Below are 14854 nucleotides of genomic sequence, written 5' to 3'. Positions count from 1 at the left end.
TTCGGCAAAGTCTTTCGTGCATGACCTCCTCTGATCACGAGAAACGGACCATACGCATGAGCTTCACCACAGTCGCCGCCAGCCGGCGCAGATCGACCTCACTCCGTGTCGGCGGGGTGTTCCTCGGGGCAGCGCTGCTCGCCGGCGCCTCCTTCGTCGGCACCAGCCAGGCGGAAGCCGCCACGAACACCCCCACCAGCAACATCTCGGCCACTGGCGCGCCGATCCACATTCTGCTCGGCGTCGGCGCAACTGAGAGCCAGCGCATCGCCTCCTGGTACTTCCCGACGAACGTCGACCAGTCGCTCGTGATTCAGAAGACCAGCGAGATGACCGGCGGCGCCTTCACTCCCGCCGCGCAGACCATCGCCGCCAGCAAGGCGCTGAACACGGCTGTCGACACGAGCACCACCGACTCGAACACGAAGTCGATCCCCGGCATCACCGCGGAGTCGGGCTACATCAACGCGCACGCGACGATCTCCGACCTGCAGCCGAACACCAGCTACACCTACCGCGTCGGCGCGGCGGACGGCAGCGCCTGGTCGACGTCGTACACGTTCACGACGAAGAGCTTCTCGGGTGACTTCGACTTCCTGTTCTTCGGCGACCCGCAGATCGGCTCCTCGGGCTTCACCGACGACGACGGCGCCGGCTGGGCTGCGACGCTCAACTACGCCACCACGAACACGCCGAACGCCGAGCTCCTCGTCTCGGGCGGCGACCAGATCGAGCACGCCAACAACGAGTACGAGTGGGGCGCCTTCGCCGACAGCTCGTCCATCCTGAAGCAGTACCCCTGGGCTTCGACGATCGGCAACCACGACGTGGGCGGCAAGTCGTACGAGCAGCACAACAAGGTGCCGAACTCGCTCAAGGTGCCGGACTTCTACCCGGGCGGCGCGACGACGACGACCTCGGGCGGCGACTACTGGTACATGTACAAGGGCGTCCTGTTCATCGACATCAACTCGAACGCGTACTCGGGCGGCTCCGACGCTCAGCACGTGAGCTACGTCCGCGACGTCATCAACCGCTATGGCGACGACGCGAAGTGGACCGCGCTCGTCTACCACCACTCGATCTACTCGCCGGCCGACCACGCGAACGACACCGACAACCAGCAGCGTCGCTTCGACTTCACGAAGGCCTTCTCGGATCTCGGCGTCGACGTCGTGCTCCAGGGCCACGACCACAGCTACTCGCGCAGCTACGCCATCAAGAACGGCAAGAAGGCGAACAAGGCCGAGCAGCCCGCAGCCCCCGAGGTCTTCGCCGGCCCCGGCGGAGTCATCTACGTGACTGCCAACTCGGCCTCCGGCTCGAAGTACTACGACCTCACCACGCCCGACGCCACCCAGGGTGGCTACGGAGCCGACCCGCTCGACCCCACCGGCAAGCGCCACTGGGCCAACTCGGTCGAGAACCAGGAGCACGTCCGCACCTACACGAAGGTGTCGGTCACCGATTCGAAGCTCAAGGTCGACACCGTCCGCGCCGGTGACTGCTCCGCTCCGAACTCGGCCGTCGTCAACGGCAAGGTCTCGAACTGCGGCGTCACGCTCCAGCCGACGGCCACCGCCGACCCGGCTGCAATCGGCTCGCTCGTCGATAGCTTCACGCTTCTCGGAGCGCTTCCGACGACCACCACCACGGTGAGCGTCTCGAAGTCGTCGCAGGCCTACGGCTCGGCTTCGCCGGTGACTGTCACCGCGACCATCTCGGGCGGAATCGGCACGCAGGGCGGCGAGGTCACCTTCTTCGAGGGCACCACGAAGCTCGGCACGGCGACCGCGACAAACGGCAAGGCCACCCTCACGCTCCCGAAGACCTTCGCGATCGGCAGCCACGCCATCACGGCGTCGTTCGCGAACGACTCGGAATACTCAGGATCCGACTCGGCGTCGAAGAGGACGGCGGTTACGGTCACCAAAGCTCCCTCGACCACGACCCTGAAGTACTCGGCCAAGAAGGTCACCGTCTCGGTCAAGGCGTCCGGCCTCACGGTCGGCGGCACCGCGACGATCAAGGACGGCACGACGTCGATCAAGAAGGTCACGATCGCGTCCGGCACCGGGTCGGCAACGGTCTCGCTGAAGAAGGGCACGCACAAGCTGCACGTCGTCTTCTCGGCGACGCCCAAGATCGCCTCCAGCACCAGCTCCACGCTGTCGGTGACGGTCAAGTAGCCCGAATGGCACGACGGCGCTGAGTCGCCGAGAGTGCAGAAACGGCCCCCGAACCAAGGTTCGGGGGCCGTTTTCGTGCACTTGCCAGTGCGCGAAAAGAAGGCGCGACTAGCGCGCGAGCTCGACGCGCGGGGCGGCAGCCGCGCGGCCTTCCTGCAGGGCTACGCGAGCGAATGCCAGCGTCTCGCGGAGCAGTGCAAGCCGGACCGTGTCGGATCCTGCCTTCTTGGTGTTCACCTCGGCGATGATGGATCCCGACCAGTCCCGTGCCGCCAACTCGCGGAGCACGGCGGCGACCGGCTCTTTGCCGCGGCCGGGTACGAGGTGCTCGTCGAAAATGCCGCCGTCGTCCGAGACGCGCGAGCCATCGCAGAGGTGCACATGGCGGAGACGCCCGTCGAGGGCCCGGGCCAGCTCGAGCGAGTCTCGGCCCGACAGCGAGGCGTGCGAGAAGTCGAGGGTGGCGGCGTCGCAGTCCATCAGGCTCGGATCCCAGCCGGGCGCGTACATCTTCATCGACCGACCCGCGATCTTCCACGGGAACATGTTCTCGACGGCGACGGTGACTTCGTAGCGGCAGGCAACCGCTCGTACGACGTCGAGGAATTCCTCGGCGTAGCCCTGCTGCCAGCGGAACGGCGGGTGCACGACGACCGTCGAGGCACCCACTTCGCGGGCGAGTTCGGCTGACCGCTCGAGCTTGACTCGCTGGTCGCGGCCCCAGACGAAGTGCGTGAGCAGCAGCACGGGTGCATGGATCGAGAGGACCGGTTGCCCCGTCTCGCGAGAGAGCTCAAGGATCCGAGACGCGCGGTGCGTCGCCGGATCGTTCGTGACCATGATCTCGACGCCGTCGAACCCGACCTCGCGCGACAACGAGAAGGCTTCGGCCAGGCCGAGAGGGAAAGCGCAGGAGGTGCTCATGCCGACGCGGATCATGCCGCCACGGTAGATCGTGCATGTGGCGTATCAGTGAACGCTACGTGGCTTGTTACAGCCAGTCTCGCCGCTTGAACGAGGCATACAGCGTCAGCGAGACCGCGACGATAGCGATGCTGGAAAAGATCACGCCGCCCTCGTGCCCGAAACCGGGGAACGGCACGTTCTGGCCGAAGTACCCCGTGATGGCCGTGGGCACCGCGATGATCGCGGCCCAGCTCGTCACCTTCTTCATCACCAGGTTCATGCGATTGCTCTGGATGCTCAGGTTCGTGTCGAGGATCGTCGACACGAGGTCACGCAGGCTGTCGGTCTGTTCGATCACCCGCAGCACGTGGTCGTAGACGTCTTGGAAGTACGGGCCCATGTCGGGGGCGAACTTGGTGTCGTCGCGCCGCAGCAGGGTGTTCAGGATCTCGCGCATCGGGTTCACGACGCGGCGCAGCGTCACGAGGCTCTTGCGCAGGGCGAACGACCGGCGCTGGATCTCCATCGTCTGCTGCTTGATGTCGAAGAGGTTCTCCTCGAGCCCGTCGATCGCGTCGTCGAGGGCATCGGCCGTGTCGTACTGGTTGTCGACGATGCGGTCGAGGAGCCCCCAGACGAGAAAGGCCACGCCTTTCGACGAGAGATCCTTGTTGTCGTCCCAGGTCTTCATCAGCTGCGTTGCGTCGAATCCCTCGTCGTGGATCGTGACCATCGCCCGCTTGGTGATGAACGCCTTGACCTCGTGCGTCGCCATGGTGCCCGAGTCCTGATCGAAGGCGACGTTGTACATCACCGCGAACAGGAAATTCTCGTACCGGTCGAGCTTCGGTCGCTGGCTGGGCTCGAGGGCGTCCTCGATCGCGAGCTCGTGCAGGTTCATCTCGTCGCCGACCTTGTCGATGTCGGCCTTCGTCGGATTCACGAAGTCGACCCAGATCATGCAGTCGTCGGATTCGAGGTAGTCGCTGACGTCGTCGATGGCGAAGTCTTCGCCGACGAGTTCGCCGGCGCGGTAGGCGCGGGTGCGGTGCATTCCGCGATCGTAGCCCGGCGCTGCGGTGCGAATTTGAGAGCGATCCTGTCGACGCACCCCTGCACGGCAGTAACGGGTGAGGACGCCGCCGCCGATCGCTCTCAAATTAACGATGTGCAGGACGCACTCCTCGGGTCGGGCATCTCCCCGGCCTCTGCGTCTTCACCGCCATCCGGGCGGCGTTCGGGCACTGACGCGGGGCAGACTGAAGCGATGAGCTTTGTCAAGACCCGGCCCGACGCACCCGACGGCTTCTTCGAGGTCGAGGCGGCGGGGCTCGAGTGGCTCGCCGAAGCCACCGCCGACGGGGGAGCGCGCGTCGTGGGCGTCGACGAGGTCGCACCCGGGCGCATCGCCCTCGAAGAGATTCACGAGTCGCGGCCCACTGTCGACGCGGCGCGCGCCTTCGGCACCGCACTCGCCGTCACGCACGCCGCCGGAGCCGCCGCCTTCGGCGCACCACCCACCGGCTGGAGTGGCCCCACCTTCATCGGCAGCCGCCCGATGCGAACCGACCCGAAGCCGACCTGGGGCGTCTTCTACGCGCAGCAGCGCGTCCTGCCCTACGTCGAGATCGCCGTCAAAGCCGGAACCATCACCGAGACCGAAGAGCGCAGGATCCGAGACACCTGCGACGCGATCTCAAACGGAGCGTTCGATGACGGCGAGGCGCCCGCAAGGCTCCACGGCGACCTCTGGGCCGGCAACGTGCTCTTCTCGGCCGGCGGCGGCGTCGTCCTCATCGATCCTGCGGCGCACGGCGGCCACCGTGAGACCGATCTGGCGATGCTCGCGCTCTTCGGGTGCCCGTTCCTCGACGACCTCCTCGCGGCGTACGACGATGCCGCGCCGCTTCGTGCGGGCTGGCAGGAGCGGGTGCCGCTGCACCAGCTGCACCCGCTCGCGGTGCACGCGGCCGGGCACGGCCGGAGCTACGGGGTGGCGCTGGCCCGAGCCGCCGACGCGACCCTCGACCTGCTCTCGTAGCCTGCGGGGCTCGGCCCGTCGGATCCTGCGCGCCCGCCCGTGCGGCGTCCTGTGGGGCTCGTCCCGTCGGATCCTGCGCGAATTTCGGAGCGATCCGCGCGCCGCACCTCCGTGCGGCAGTCACGGGTGAGGCGGCCCACCCCATTCACTCTCAAATTGGCGCCGCGACGACGCCGAGCCCAGCTTCGCAACGACGCTGAACCGACCGGTTCGACCCGCTGATAGCCTTTGAGCGCCCGGGGCGAAGCCCCCGAGAGATCGAGCGGAGCACCTCTTCACCATGTCTGACCAGGCCGAACACCCCGCCACTGAGCCGACCACCGGCGAGACCTACGGTTTCGTCGTCGTCTCGAACCGCCTTCCCGTCGACCACACCATCGACGAGAACGGCGACGTGAAGTGGGAGCACTCCCCGGGCGGGCTCGTCACCGCGCTGGAGCCCGTCATGCGCGTCAACGACGGCGCCTGGATCGGCTGGGCCGGCAAGCCCGACCTCGAGTTCGAGCCTTTCGAGAACGACGGCATCAACGTCGTGCCGGTGCCTCTCAGCGCCGAAGAGGTCGAGCGCTACTACGAGGGATTCAGCAACGACACCCTCTGGCCGCTCTACCACGACGTCATCTCGGCGCCGACCTACCACCGCGTCTGGTGGGAGTCGTACGTCAAGGTCAACCGACGCTTCGCCCAGCGTGCCGCCGAGGTCGCCGAGCAGGGTGGTGTCGTCTGGGTGCAGGATTACCAGCTTCAGCTCGTGCCGCAGTACCTCCGCGAACTGCGCCCCGATCTGACCATCGGCTTCTTCAACCACATCCCGTTCCCTCCCCTCGGCATCTTCTCGCAGCTGCCCTGGCGCGAGGCGATCCTGACCGGCCTGCTCGGGGCCGATGTGATCGGGTTCCAGCGCGCCGACGACGCCTCGAACTTCTCCCGGTCGGTTCGTCACCTCCTCGGCTACGCGACCACCCGCCCCTACATCGACGTGCCGGTCGACGACGAGTCGGCCCCTCTCGAGCGACGCGGCAAGAAGGTGCGCCGGGTGCTGGCCAAGCAGTTCCCGATCTCGATCGACTCCGCGGGCTACGAGGCGCTGTCGCGGCGCCCCGATATCCAGGCTCGGGCGCGGGAGATCCGCGAGGGTCTCGGCAACCCCAAGACGGTGATCCTGGGCGTCGACCGCCTCGACTACACCAAGGGCATCCGCCACCGTATGAAGGCGTTCGGCGAGCTCCTCCACGACGGCCGTCTGGATGTCGAAGACGCCACCCTCGTGCAGGTGGCCTCACCGAGCCGTGAGCGGGTGGCTGCTTACATGGAGCTCCGCGACGAGATCGAGCTGACCGTGGGGCGCATCAACGGCGACTTCGCGACGATGAGCCACACCGCCATCAGCTACCACCACCACGGCTACCCCCGCGAAGAGATGGTCGCGCTCTATCTCGCGGCCGACATCATGCTCGTCACGGCCCTTCGCGACGGCATGAACCTCGTCGCCAAGGAGTACGTCGCTGTGCGCCACGACAACGACGGTGTGCTCATCTTGAGCGAGTTCGCCGGTGCGGCCGACGAGCTGCGAAGTGCGTTGCTGATCAACCCGCACGACATCGGCGGCCTCAAGAACACGATCATGCGCGCCATCGAGATGCCGAAGCGCGACCGGGTCACGCGTATGCGCGCCCTCCGCCGCCGTGTGCTCGACAACGACGTCGCGGCGTGGTCGGCGAAGTTCTTGGAGGCGCTGGCCGATGTGCGGCCCGGCCATCGCGTCGCCGCTCCACCGAAGGGAACCGAGGTGGCGTCGAACGATGCCGCATCGACCGACGGCTCGGCCTCGTCGGAGCCCGCAGCATGAGCGCCGTGACACCGGGCGCCGCTTCGACCCCGGCCGAATCCTCCGACACCGCTTTCGCTGATGCCCTCGGCATTCTCGCGACGGCCCCGCGCCTCCTGGTCGCGCTCGACTTCGACGGCACCCTTGCTCCCGAGGTCGATGCGCCGCTCCACGCGCGTGCTCTTCCCGAGGCGCACGAGGCCATGTTGCGTCTGGCCGGACTGCCCGAGACGCACGTCGCGCTCGTCTCCGGTCGTGCTCTCGACAGCCTGATCGAGGTCTCGGAGGCGCCCGACTCGATCTTGCTGGTGGGCTCGCACGGGGTGGAGTACCGCATCGGCGGCGATGCCGAGGTCGGGCTCGACGACGACGAGCAGGCGCTCCGGGCCGAGCTCCAGACGATCCTCACCGAGGTCGCCGCTCCCTTCGACGAGGTCCACGTCGAAGAGAAGCCCGCCGGGTTCGCTCTGCACACCCGGCTCGCCGACGCCGAGGTCACTGCCACCGTCGAGCGAGAGGCTCGGCGTCGCGTCGCCGAGACGGCCGCCGGCGCCACCGAGCGGGCGGGCAAGAACGTGCTCGAATTCGCGGTTCGCAGTGCCTCCAAGGGCGACGGCCTCGATCGACTCCGCGAAATGACGGGTGCAACGGCGATCTTCTTCGCGGGCGACGACGTGACCGACGAAGACGGATTCCGCGCTCTGACGGCCATCGACTTCGGCCTCAAGTGCGGCCCCGGCGAGACCGCGGCGGGCTACCGGGTACCCGATCCGGCCGCTGTGGCTCACGTGCTGGCCGATCTCGCCGAGCTGCGCGCGCATCTGGGCCGCTCCTAGCCCCCCCCGCCCGCCTCGCCGGACGCCGCGGGCGTCCATCGTCGGCTGTCGGCTGTCGGCTGTCTGCTGTCGCGGCGGCTTCGCCTCTCTCGCCGAGAGTGCCGAACTGGGGGTCTTAGACGGCCTCAGGGCCCTATTCGGCCAATCTCGCACTGCGGCAGGCCCGGTAGCGGCCGCCCTCGAAAATCTTGACCCTCATAACGCCAAACGTTACTATTGAGACGTGATCCAATCCTTCTCCACGACCGAGACCGAGCGGGTCTGGCGTCGCGTCCGGGCAGCGCGACTCGGCCCTGATCTTCAAAGGATTGCCCACCGAAAGCTGCTGATGCTCGATGCCGCAGAGCTCCTCAACGACCTGCGAGTGCCGCCCGGCAACCGGCTCGAGCAACTGAGAGGCGATCGAGCCGGCCAGCACAGCATCCGGATCAACGACCAATACCGCATCTGCTTCGTCTGGAGCGACCAGGGGCCGGGCGACGTTGAGATAACGGACTACCACTGATGAAACCAACCCGTCACGACATCGAGCCGAGGAGCGAGCGATGACCGAGATCCACGCACCCATCCACCCGGGAGAAATTCTCCTGGAGGAGTTCCTGGCACCCCTCAAGATCAGCCAGTACCGTCTCGCGAAGACGGTTGGGGTCCCGCCCCGCCGCATCAACGAGATCGTCCACGGCACGCGCGGCATCACTCCCGACACGGCCCTCCGCCTCGGAAGGGCCCTTGGCACCACGGCACGCTTCTGGCTGAACCTCCAGACGAGATACGACCTCGACATCGCGACCGAGTTGCACCGCGACGAACTCGTCGGCATCGTCTCCCTCGTCGGGCCCTGAACAATCCTCGGGGTAGCCCCCGGAACAGCCCGCAAAAGCGCACAATCGACCCATGGACGATCGTCGTCGTGACCTCGAGCGCCGGGTCTACGGCCAAGCGACGCCTGACCCGGCCGATGTCGCGGAGCTGAACCGTCTGCTCGCCGGCGCGTCCGTGACGAAGCGGGCAGCCCAGGATCCTGCGCTCGCCCCCGCCGAAAGCGACGCCGGAGGGCAACACGAGCCTCGGGCCCGCCCCGCTCGCGCCTGGCTGGCCGGGGGAGTGGTGGCCGTGATTGCCGCCGCCCTGATCGGGGTCGGCGTGTCGCAGTCGATCCGTGCCGCGGGCAGCGGCGACAGTCCCGGCACCCCTGTGTCGAGCGCCGATCAGCGAGTGGCCGGGGTCGACGGTGCCGTCGCCGAGACCCTCGGAGACGAGTACTTCGATCAGGTGCAGACGAAAGGCGACGTCCCCGACGTGACCCTGCCCCGCATCGACGCGTCGAGCACGCGGCGCGTCTTGGCGCAGTGGGGGCAGTCCGACGGTGGGGCCGGCATCTGGGTCGCCCGGGGCACCGATCGGTCGTACTGCCTCGTCATGAGCGTCGGATCCACGCGCGGAGCCAGCTCGTGCACGCCCAGGGCCCAGGCTGCGGCGACGGGCGTGCGCCTCGATCTGGTCACGGCCGGTGGCGCCTCGATCTCTGCGCGGTGGAACATCTCCGCCGGGATACTCGAGGTCTCGCCGTTCCCCGCCGGGCAGAAATCGCCGGAGTCCGGCGACCTCTCGGCCACGCCGCAGGCAAGCACCCACGTCACCCTCGACACGACTTCAGGCGCCATCGTCGTCCGGTCCGCTGCGCCCTCGACGAAGCCCTAAACTGAGCGACATGTCTGAGAACTTCACGGCCAGGGCTTCTGACGACGGCGTCGACGCGGCAGCTACCGACGCGGCCCCTATCGACATCAAGCCCCGCAGCAGAGACGTCACCGACGGTATCGAAGCCACCACGTCGCGCGGAATGCTCCGCGCGGTCGGAATGGGCGACGCCGACTGGGAGAAACCGCAGATCGGCATCGCGTCGTCGTGGAACGAGATCACGCCCTGCAACCTGTCGCTCAACCGTCTCGCCCAGGGTGCCAAAGAGGGCGTCCACTCGGGCGGCGGCTACCCGCTGCAGTTCGGCACGATCTCCGTCTCGGACGGCATCGCCATGGGCCACGAGGGCATGCATTTCTCGCTCGTCTCGCGCGAGGTCATCGCCGACAGCGTCGAGACCGTGATGATGGCCGAGCGTCTCGACGGATCGGTCATGCTCGCCGGCTGCGACAAATCGCTCCCCGGCATGCTCATGGCTGCGGCGCGTCTCGACCTCGCCAGCGTGTTCCTCTACGCCGGATCGATCGCCCCCGGCTGGGTCAAGCTGAGCGACGGCACCGAGAAAGACGTGACGATCATCGACTCGTTCGAGGCAGTGGGCGCGGCGAAGGCCGGCACTATCTCGGAGGAAGACCTCTATGCCATCGAGTGCGCGATCGCGCCGGGCGAGGGCGCCTGCGGCGGTATGTACACGGCCAACACCATGGCTTCGGTCGCCGAAGCCCTCGGTATGTCGCTTCCAGGATCCGCTTCGCCGCCCTCCGCCGATCGTCGCCGCGACTACTTCGCCCACCGCTCGGGCGAGGCCGTGGTCAACATGCTCAAGAAGGGCATCACGGCGCGCGACATCCTCACCAAAGACGCCTTCGAGAACGCGATCGCCGTTGCCATGGCATTCGGCGGCTCGACCAACGTCGTTCTCCACCTGCTTGCGATCGCCTACGAGGCCGAGGTCGAGCTGACCATCGACGACTTCAACCGCATCGGCGACAAGGTGCCTCACATCGGCGACCTCAAGCCCTTCGGCAAATACGTCATGAACGACGTCGACCGCCACGGTGGCGTGCCCGTCGTCATGAAGGCACTGCTCGACGCCGGTCTGCTGCACGGCGACTGCCTCACCGTCACCGGCAAGACCGTGGCCGAGAACCTGGCAGACATCAAGCCGAAGCCGCTCGACGGCGAGGTGCTCCGCACCCTCGACAACCCGATCCACCCGACCGGCGGGCTCACGGTGCTCAGCGGATCCCTGGCTCCCGAGGGCGCCGTCGTCAAGACTGCCGGGTTCGACGCCGAGGTGTTCGAGGGCCCAGCTCGTGTCTTCGAGCGGGAGCGTGCCGCGATGGACGCCCTCACCGAGGGGCGTATCGCCAAGGGAGACGTGGTGATCATCCGCTACGAGGGTCCGAAGGGCGGCCCCGGTATGCGCGAGATGCTCGCCATCACGGCCGCGATCAAGGGCGCTGGGCTCGGCAAAGATGTACTACTGTTGACGGACGGACGATTCTCAGGCGGCACAACCGGCCTGTGCATCGGCCACATAGCACCCGAAGCGGTCGACTCCGGTCCGATCGCATTCGTGCGCGATGGTGATCTGATTCGGGTCGATATCGCAGCTCGTTCGCTCGACCTACTCGTCGATGCAGCAGAGCTAGAAGCCCGCCGTGACGGCTGGGCGCCTCTGCCTCCCGTGTATACCCGGGGGGTCCTTGCCAAGTACGCACGCCAGGTGAGATCCGCAGCAGAGGGCGCCGTCACCTACTGACGCCCCGTCGTCGCCTGACACTGCCCGGGCGGGCAGCCTCTCGTTAATCACCAGCTCCCAAGGAATCGGCACCGATGCCTCCAGAAATCAGCCCCCTGCCCACGGCCCCGGCGCGCACGCGTCCGGCCGGCCCCGAGATCCTGACCGGTTCGGGCGCGATCCTCCGCTCGCTCGAGAAGCTCGGCGTCACCGACGTCTTCGGTCTGCCCGGTGGGGCGATCATCCCGTTCTACGACGAGCTGATGGCCTCGACGACGATCCGACACATCCTCGTGCGCCACGAACAGGGCGCCGGCCACGCCGCCGAGGGCTATGCCTCGGCCTCTGGTCGGGTGGGCGTCGCGATCGCGACCTCCGGCCCCGGTGCGACGAACCTGGTGACGGCGATCGCCGACGCCTACATGGACTCGGTGCCGCTCCTCGCCATCACCGGTCAGGTGTTCTCGACCCTGATGGGAACGGACGCCTTCCAGGAGGCCGACATCGTGGGCATCACGATGCCGATCACGAAGCACTCGTTCCTCGTGACCAAGCCGGAAGACATCCCGGCGACCCTCGCGGCCGCGTACCAGATCGCCTCGACCGGCCGTCCCGGCCCGGTGCTCGTCGACATCACCAAAGACGCCCAGCAGCTCAAGGCGCCGTTCGTCTGGCCCGAGTCGGTCGACCTGCCCGGCTACCGCCCGATCACGAAGGCGCACGGCAAGCAGATCACCGCGGCTGCCCAGATGCTGGCCGAGGCCAAGCAGCCAGTCTTCTACGTCGGGGGAGGCGTGATCCGCTCCGGTGCGTCCGCCGAGCTCAAGACGCTCGTCGAGGCCACCGGTGCCCCCGTCGTCACGACCCTCATGGCGCGGGGAGCTTTCCCCGACACCCACCAGCAGCACCTCGGCATGCCCGGAATGCACGGCACCGTGCCCGCCGTCCTCGGGCTCCAGGAGAGCGATCTGATCGTGGCTCTGGGTGCTCGGTTCGACGATCGCGTCACCGGCAAGGCCGACCTGTTCGCGCCGAACGCCAAGGTCGTCCACGTCGACATCGACCCCGCCGAAATCTCGAAGATCCGTATCGCCGACGTGCCGATCGTGGGCGACGCCCGCGAGGTCATCATCGACCTCATGGCGGCCTTCGCCGACGCGACCTCGGGCGGCCAGCCAGACATCTCCGCGTGGTGGACGCGCCTCAACTTGCTTCGCGAGCAGTTCCCGCTGGGCTACACCGAACCCGACGACGGCCTCCTCTCTCCGCAGAAGGTCATCCAGCGCATCGGTCAGCTTTCCGGCCCCGAGGCTGTCTACGCCTCGGGCGTCGGTCAGCACCAGATGTGGGCCGCCCAGTTCATCGAGTACGAGCGCCCGCACGCCTGGCTCAACTCGGGCGGCGCCGGCACGATGGGTTACTCGGTGCCCGCCGCGATGGGCGCCAAGGTCGGCCAGCCCGACCGCGTCGTCTGGGCGATCGACGGCGACGGCTGCTTCCAGATGACCAATCAGGAGCTAGCCACCTGCGTCATCAACGACATCCCGATCAAGGTCGCGATCATCAACAACTCGTCGCTCGGCATGGTGCGACAGTGGCAGACGCTCTTCTACGAGGGTCGCCACTCGTTCACCGACCTGAACACCGGCCACGAGACCAGGATGGTCCCCGACTTCGTCAAGCTGGCCGACGCCTACGGTGCGCTCGGCATCCGGGTCACCCGCGAAGACGAGATCGACGCGGCGATCCAGCTCGCTCTCGCCACCAACGACCGCCCGGTCGTGATCGACTTCGTCGTGAGCCGCGACGCCATGGTCTGGCCCATGGTTCCGCAGGGCGTCTCGAACTCCGAGATCCAGCACGCGCGCGAACTCGCCCCCGAGTGGGACGACGAGGCGCCGGGCACCAGTGCGTCCGACACCACCCGCGACGGCGACATGACAGGAGAGCACGCATGAGCCACGTCCTTTCGCTGCTCGTCGAAGACAAGCCGGGTCTGCTGACTCGTGTCGCGGGGCTGTTCGCCCGTCGCGGCTTCAACATCGAGAGCCTTGCCGTCGGCAAGAGCGAGATCCCCGGCCTCAGCCGCATCACGGTCGTCGTCGACGTCGAGGAGCTCCCGCTCGAGCAGGTCACGAAGCAGCTCAACAAGCTGATCAACGTCATCAAGATCGTCGAGCTCGACTACTCGCAGTCGGTTCAGCGCGAGCACATGCTGATCAAGGTGCGCGTCGACAACAACTCTCGCTCCCAGGTGCTCGAGGCCGTCAATCTCTTCCGCGCCAGCGTGGTCGATGTGTCGACCGACGCCCTGGTGATCGAGGTCACCGGCGACACCGGCAAGACGACGGCTTTGCTCCGCGTGCTCGAGCCCTACGGGATCAAAGAGATCTCGCAGTCGGGCCTGCTCGCGATCGGTCGCGGTGCCAAGAGCATCACCGACCGCGTGTTCAAGAACTAGCAGTACCCAGCTGTTCTCGAACCAGACCAGATCTTCTCGAACTAGAACTGCTTCACCCAACACAAGGAGAACCACGAACGTGACTGAAATCGTCTACGACAAAGATGCCGACCTCTCGATCATCCAGGGCAAGAAGGTCGCTGTCATCGGCTACGGCTCGCAGGGTCACGCGCACGCGCTGAACCTCCGCGACTCCGGCGTCGAGGTCGTCATCGGTCTGAAGGAGGGCTCGAAGAGCCGCGCCAAGGCCGAAGAGGCCGGATTCCAGGTGCTCACTCCCGACGCGGCGTCCAAGTGGGGCGACGTCATCGTGATCCTCGCGCCCGACCAGGTGCAGCGCCACGTCTACAAAGACGACATCGCACCGAACATCGAGGCCGGCAACGCGCTCGTCTTCGGCCACGGCTTCAACATCCGCTTCGGCTACATCGAAGCTCCCGAGGGCATCGACGTCGTTCTCGTCGCCCCCAAGGGCCCGGGTCACACCGTCCGCCGTGAGTTCGAGGCCGGCCGCGGCGTCCCCGTGATCGTCGCCGTCGAAGAAGACGCCACCGGCTCCGCCTGGGATCTCGCCTGGTCGTACTCCAAGGGCATCGGCGGCCTTCGCGCCGGCGGCATCAAGACCACCTTCACCGAAGAGACCGAGACCGACCTCTTCGGCGAACAGGCCGTCCTCTGCGGTGGCACCTCGCAGCTCATCCAGTACGGTTTCGAGACCCTCACCGAGGCGGGCTACCAGCCGCAGATCGCCTACTTCGAGGTGCTGCACGAGCTGAAGCTCATCGTCGACCTCATCTGGGAGGGCGGCCTCGCCAAGCAGCGCTGGTCGGTCTCCGACACGGCCGAGTACGGCGACTACGTCTCGGGCCCCCGTGTGATCACTCCCGACGTGAAAGACAACATGAAGGCCGTTCTCGCCGACATCCAGTCGGGTGCCTTCGCGAAGCGCTTCATCGACGACCAAGACGCCGGTGCCCCTGAGTTCAAGTCGCTCCGCAAGAAGGGCGAGGAGCACCCGATCGAGGCCACCGGCCAGGAGCTCCGTGCCCTGTTCGCCTGGAAGCAGCAAGACTCCGACTACGTCGACGGTTCCGCAGCGCGCTAGTCCCTTCCCAGTCAGTTGTGACAGAAACGACACCGCTTTCGGG

General features: G+C 67.1%; 13 protein-coding genes. 11 read left to right on the top strand and 2 right to left on the bottom strand.

All coding sequences use genetic code 11. The features are described 5' to 3' along the window. Positions 1-56: 56 nt before the first annotated feature. Positions 57-2189, top strand: a complete 2133-nt coding sequence (locus VH571_RS08810; RefSeq protein WP_423264203.1) for an Ig-like domain repeat protein — start codon at positions 57-59, stop codon at positions 2187-2189. 108 nt (positions 2190-2297) lie between these two features. On the opposite strand, the gene VH571_RS08805 is transcribed toward VH571_RS08810, so the two are convergent. Continuing rightward, a complete protein-coding gene (locus tag VH571_RS08805; protein ID WP_423264202.1) occupies positions 2298-3128 on the bottom strand; it encodes a sugar phosphate isomerase/epimerase family protein in 831 nt (276 codons plus the stop codon). Between the two features lie 52 nt (positions 3129-3180). Next, positions 3181-4149, bottom strand: a complete 969-nt coding sequence (locus VH571_RS08800; protein ID WP_055958937.1) for a magnesium transporter CorA family protein — start codon at positions 4147-4149, stop codon at positions 3181-3183. Between the two features lie 213 nt (positions 4150-4362). Here VH571_RS08800 and VH571_RS08795 point away from each other — a divergent pair, with 213 nt between their 5' ends. The 10 genes from VH571_RS08795 (at position 4363) to ilvC (ending at position 14811) form a co-directional block, all read left to right on the top strand. Further along, positions 4363-5136, top strand: coding sequence for a fructosamine kinase family protein (locus VH571_RS08795; protein ID WP_423264201.1), 774 nt, complete (start codon positions 4363-4365; stop codon positions 5134-5136). A 280-nt stretch (positions 5137-5416) separates the two neighbouring features. Next, the gene (locus VH571_RS08790) at positions 5417-6985 is read left to right on the top strand and encodes an alpha,alpha-trehalose-phosphate synthase (UDP-forming) (RefSeq protein WP_423264200.1); all 1569 of its coding nucleotides are present in this window, start codon (positions 5417-5419) and stop codon (positions 6983-6985) included. Further along, positions 6982-7800, top strand: a complete 819-nt coding sequence (gene otsB / locus VH571_RS08785) for a trehalose-phosphatase (protein ID WP_423264199.1) — start codon at positions 6982-6984, stop codon at positions 7798-7800. Before VH571_RS08790 ends, otsB begins: the two co-directional genes overlap by 4 nt. Before the next feature lie 223 nt (positions 7801-8023). Next, positions 8024-8305 (top strand): type II toxin-antitoxin system RelE/ParE family toxin, encoded by a 282-nt coding sequence (locus VH571_RS08780; protein ID WP_055958926.1) that lies wholly within the window; start codon positions 8024-8026, stop codon positions 8303-8305. Between the two features lie 40 nt (positions 8306-8345). Continuing rightward, entirely contained in the window at positions 8346-8642 is a 297-nt protein-coding gene (locus VH571_RS08775; RefSeq protein WP_423264198.1) for a HigA family addiction module antitoxin, read from the top strand. Between the two features lie 52 nt (positions 8643-8694). Then, complete coding sequence (locus tag VH571_RS08770; RefSeq protein ID WP_423264197.1) at positions 8695-9501, top strand: hypothetical protein; 807 nt, start codon at positions 8695-8697, stop codon at positions 9499-9501. 10 nt (positions 9502-9511) lie between these two features. Next, positions 9512-11266, top strand: a complete 1755-nt coding sequence (gene ilvD, locus VH571_RS08765) for a dihydroxy-acid dehydratase (protein ID WP_423264196.1) — start codon at positions 9512-9514, stop codon at positions 11264-11266. 74 nt (positions 11267-11340) lie between these two features. Next, positions 11341-13203 carry an acetolactate synthase large subunit gene (locus VH571_RS08760; protein ID WP_423264195.1) on the top strand — a complete coding sequence of 621 codons (1863 nt, stop codon included), beginning with the start codon at positions 11341-11343 and terminating at the stop codon, positions 13201-13203. Further along, positions 13200-13706 (top strand): acetolactate synthase small subunit, encoded by a 507-nt coding sequence (ilvN, locus tag VH571_RS08755; protein ID WP_055958918.1) that lies wholly within the window; start codon positions 13200-13202, stop codon positions 13704-13706. The genes VH571_RS08760 and ilvN overlap by 4 nt, the downstream gene beginning before the upstream one ends. Positions 13707-13785: 79 nt before the next feature. Beyond that, positions 13786-14811, top strand: coding sequence for a ketol-acid reductoisomerase (gene ilvC / locus VH571_RS08750; RefSeq protein WP_055958915.1), 1026 nt, complete (start codon positions 13786-13788; stop codon positions 14809-14811). Positions 14812-14854 lie beyond the last annotated feature (43 nt).

Source organism: Frondihabitans sp. 4ASC-45, assembly GCF_049472575.1.
In the GTDB taxonomy this organism is placed as follows: Bacteria; Actinomycetota; Actinomycetes; order Actinomycetales; family Microbacteriaceae; genus Frondihabitans.
This window is presented reverse-complemented; position numbering and strand designations above follow the sequence as displayed.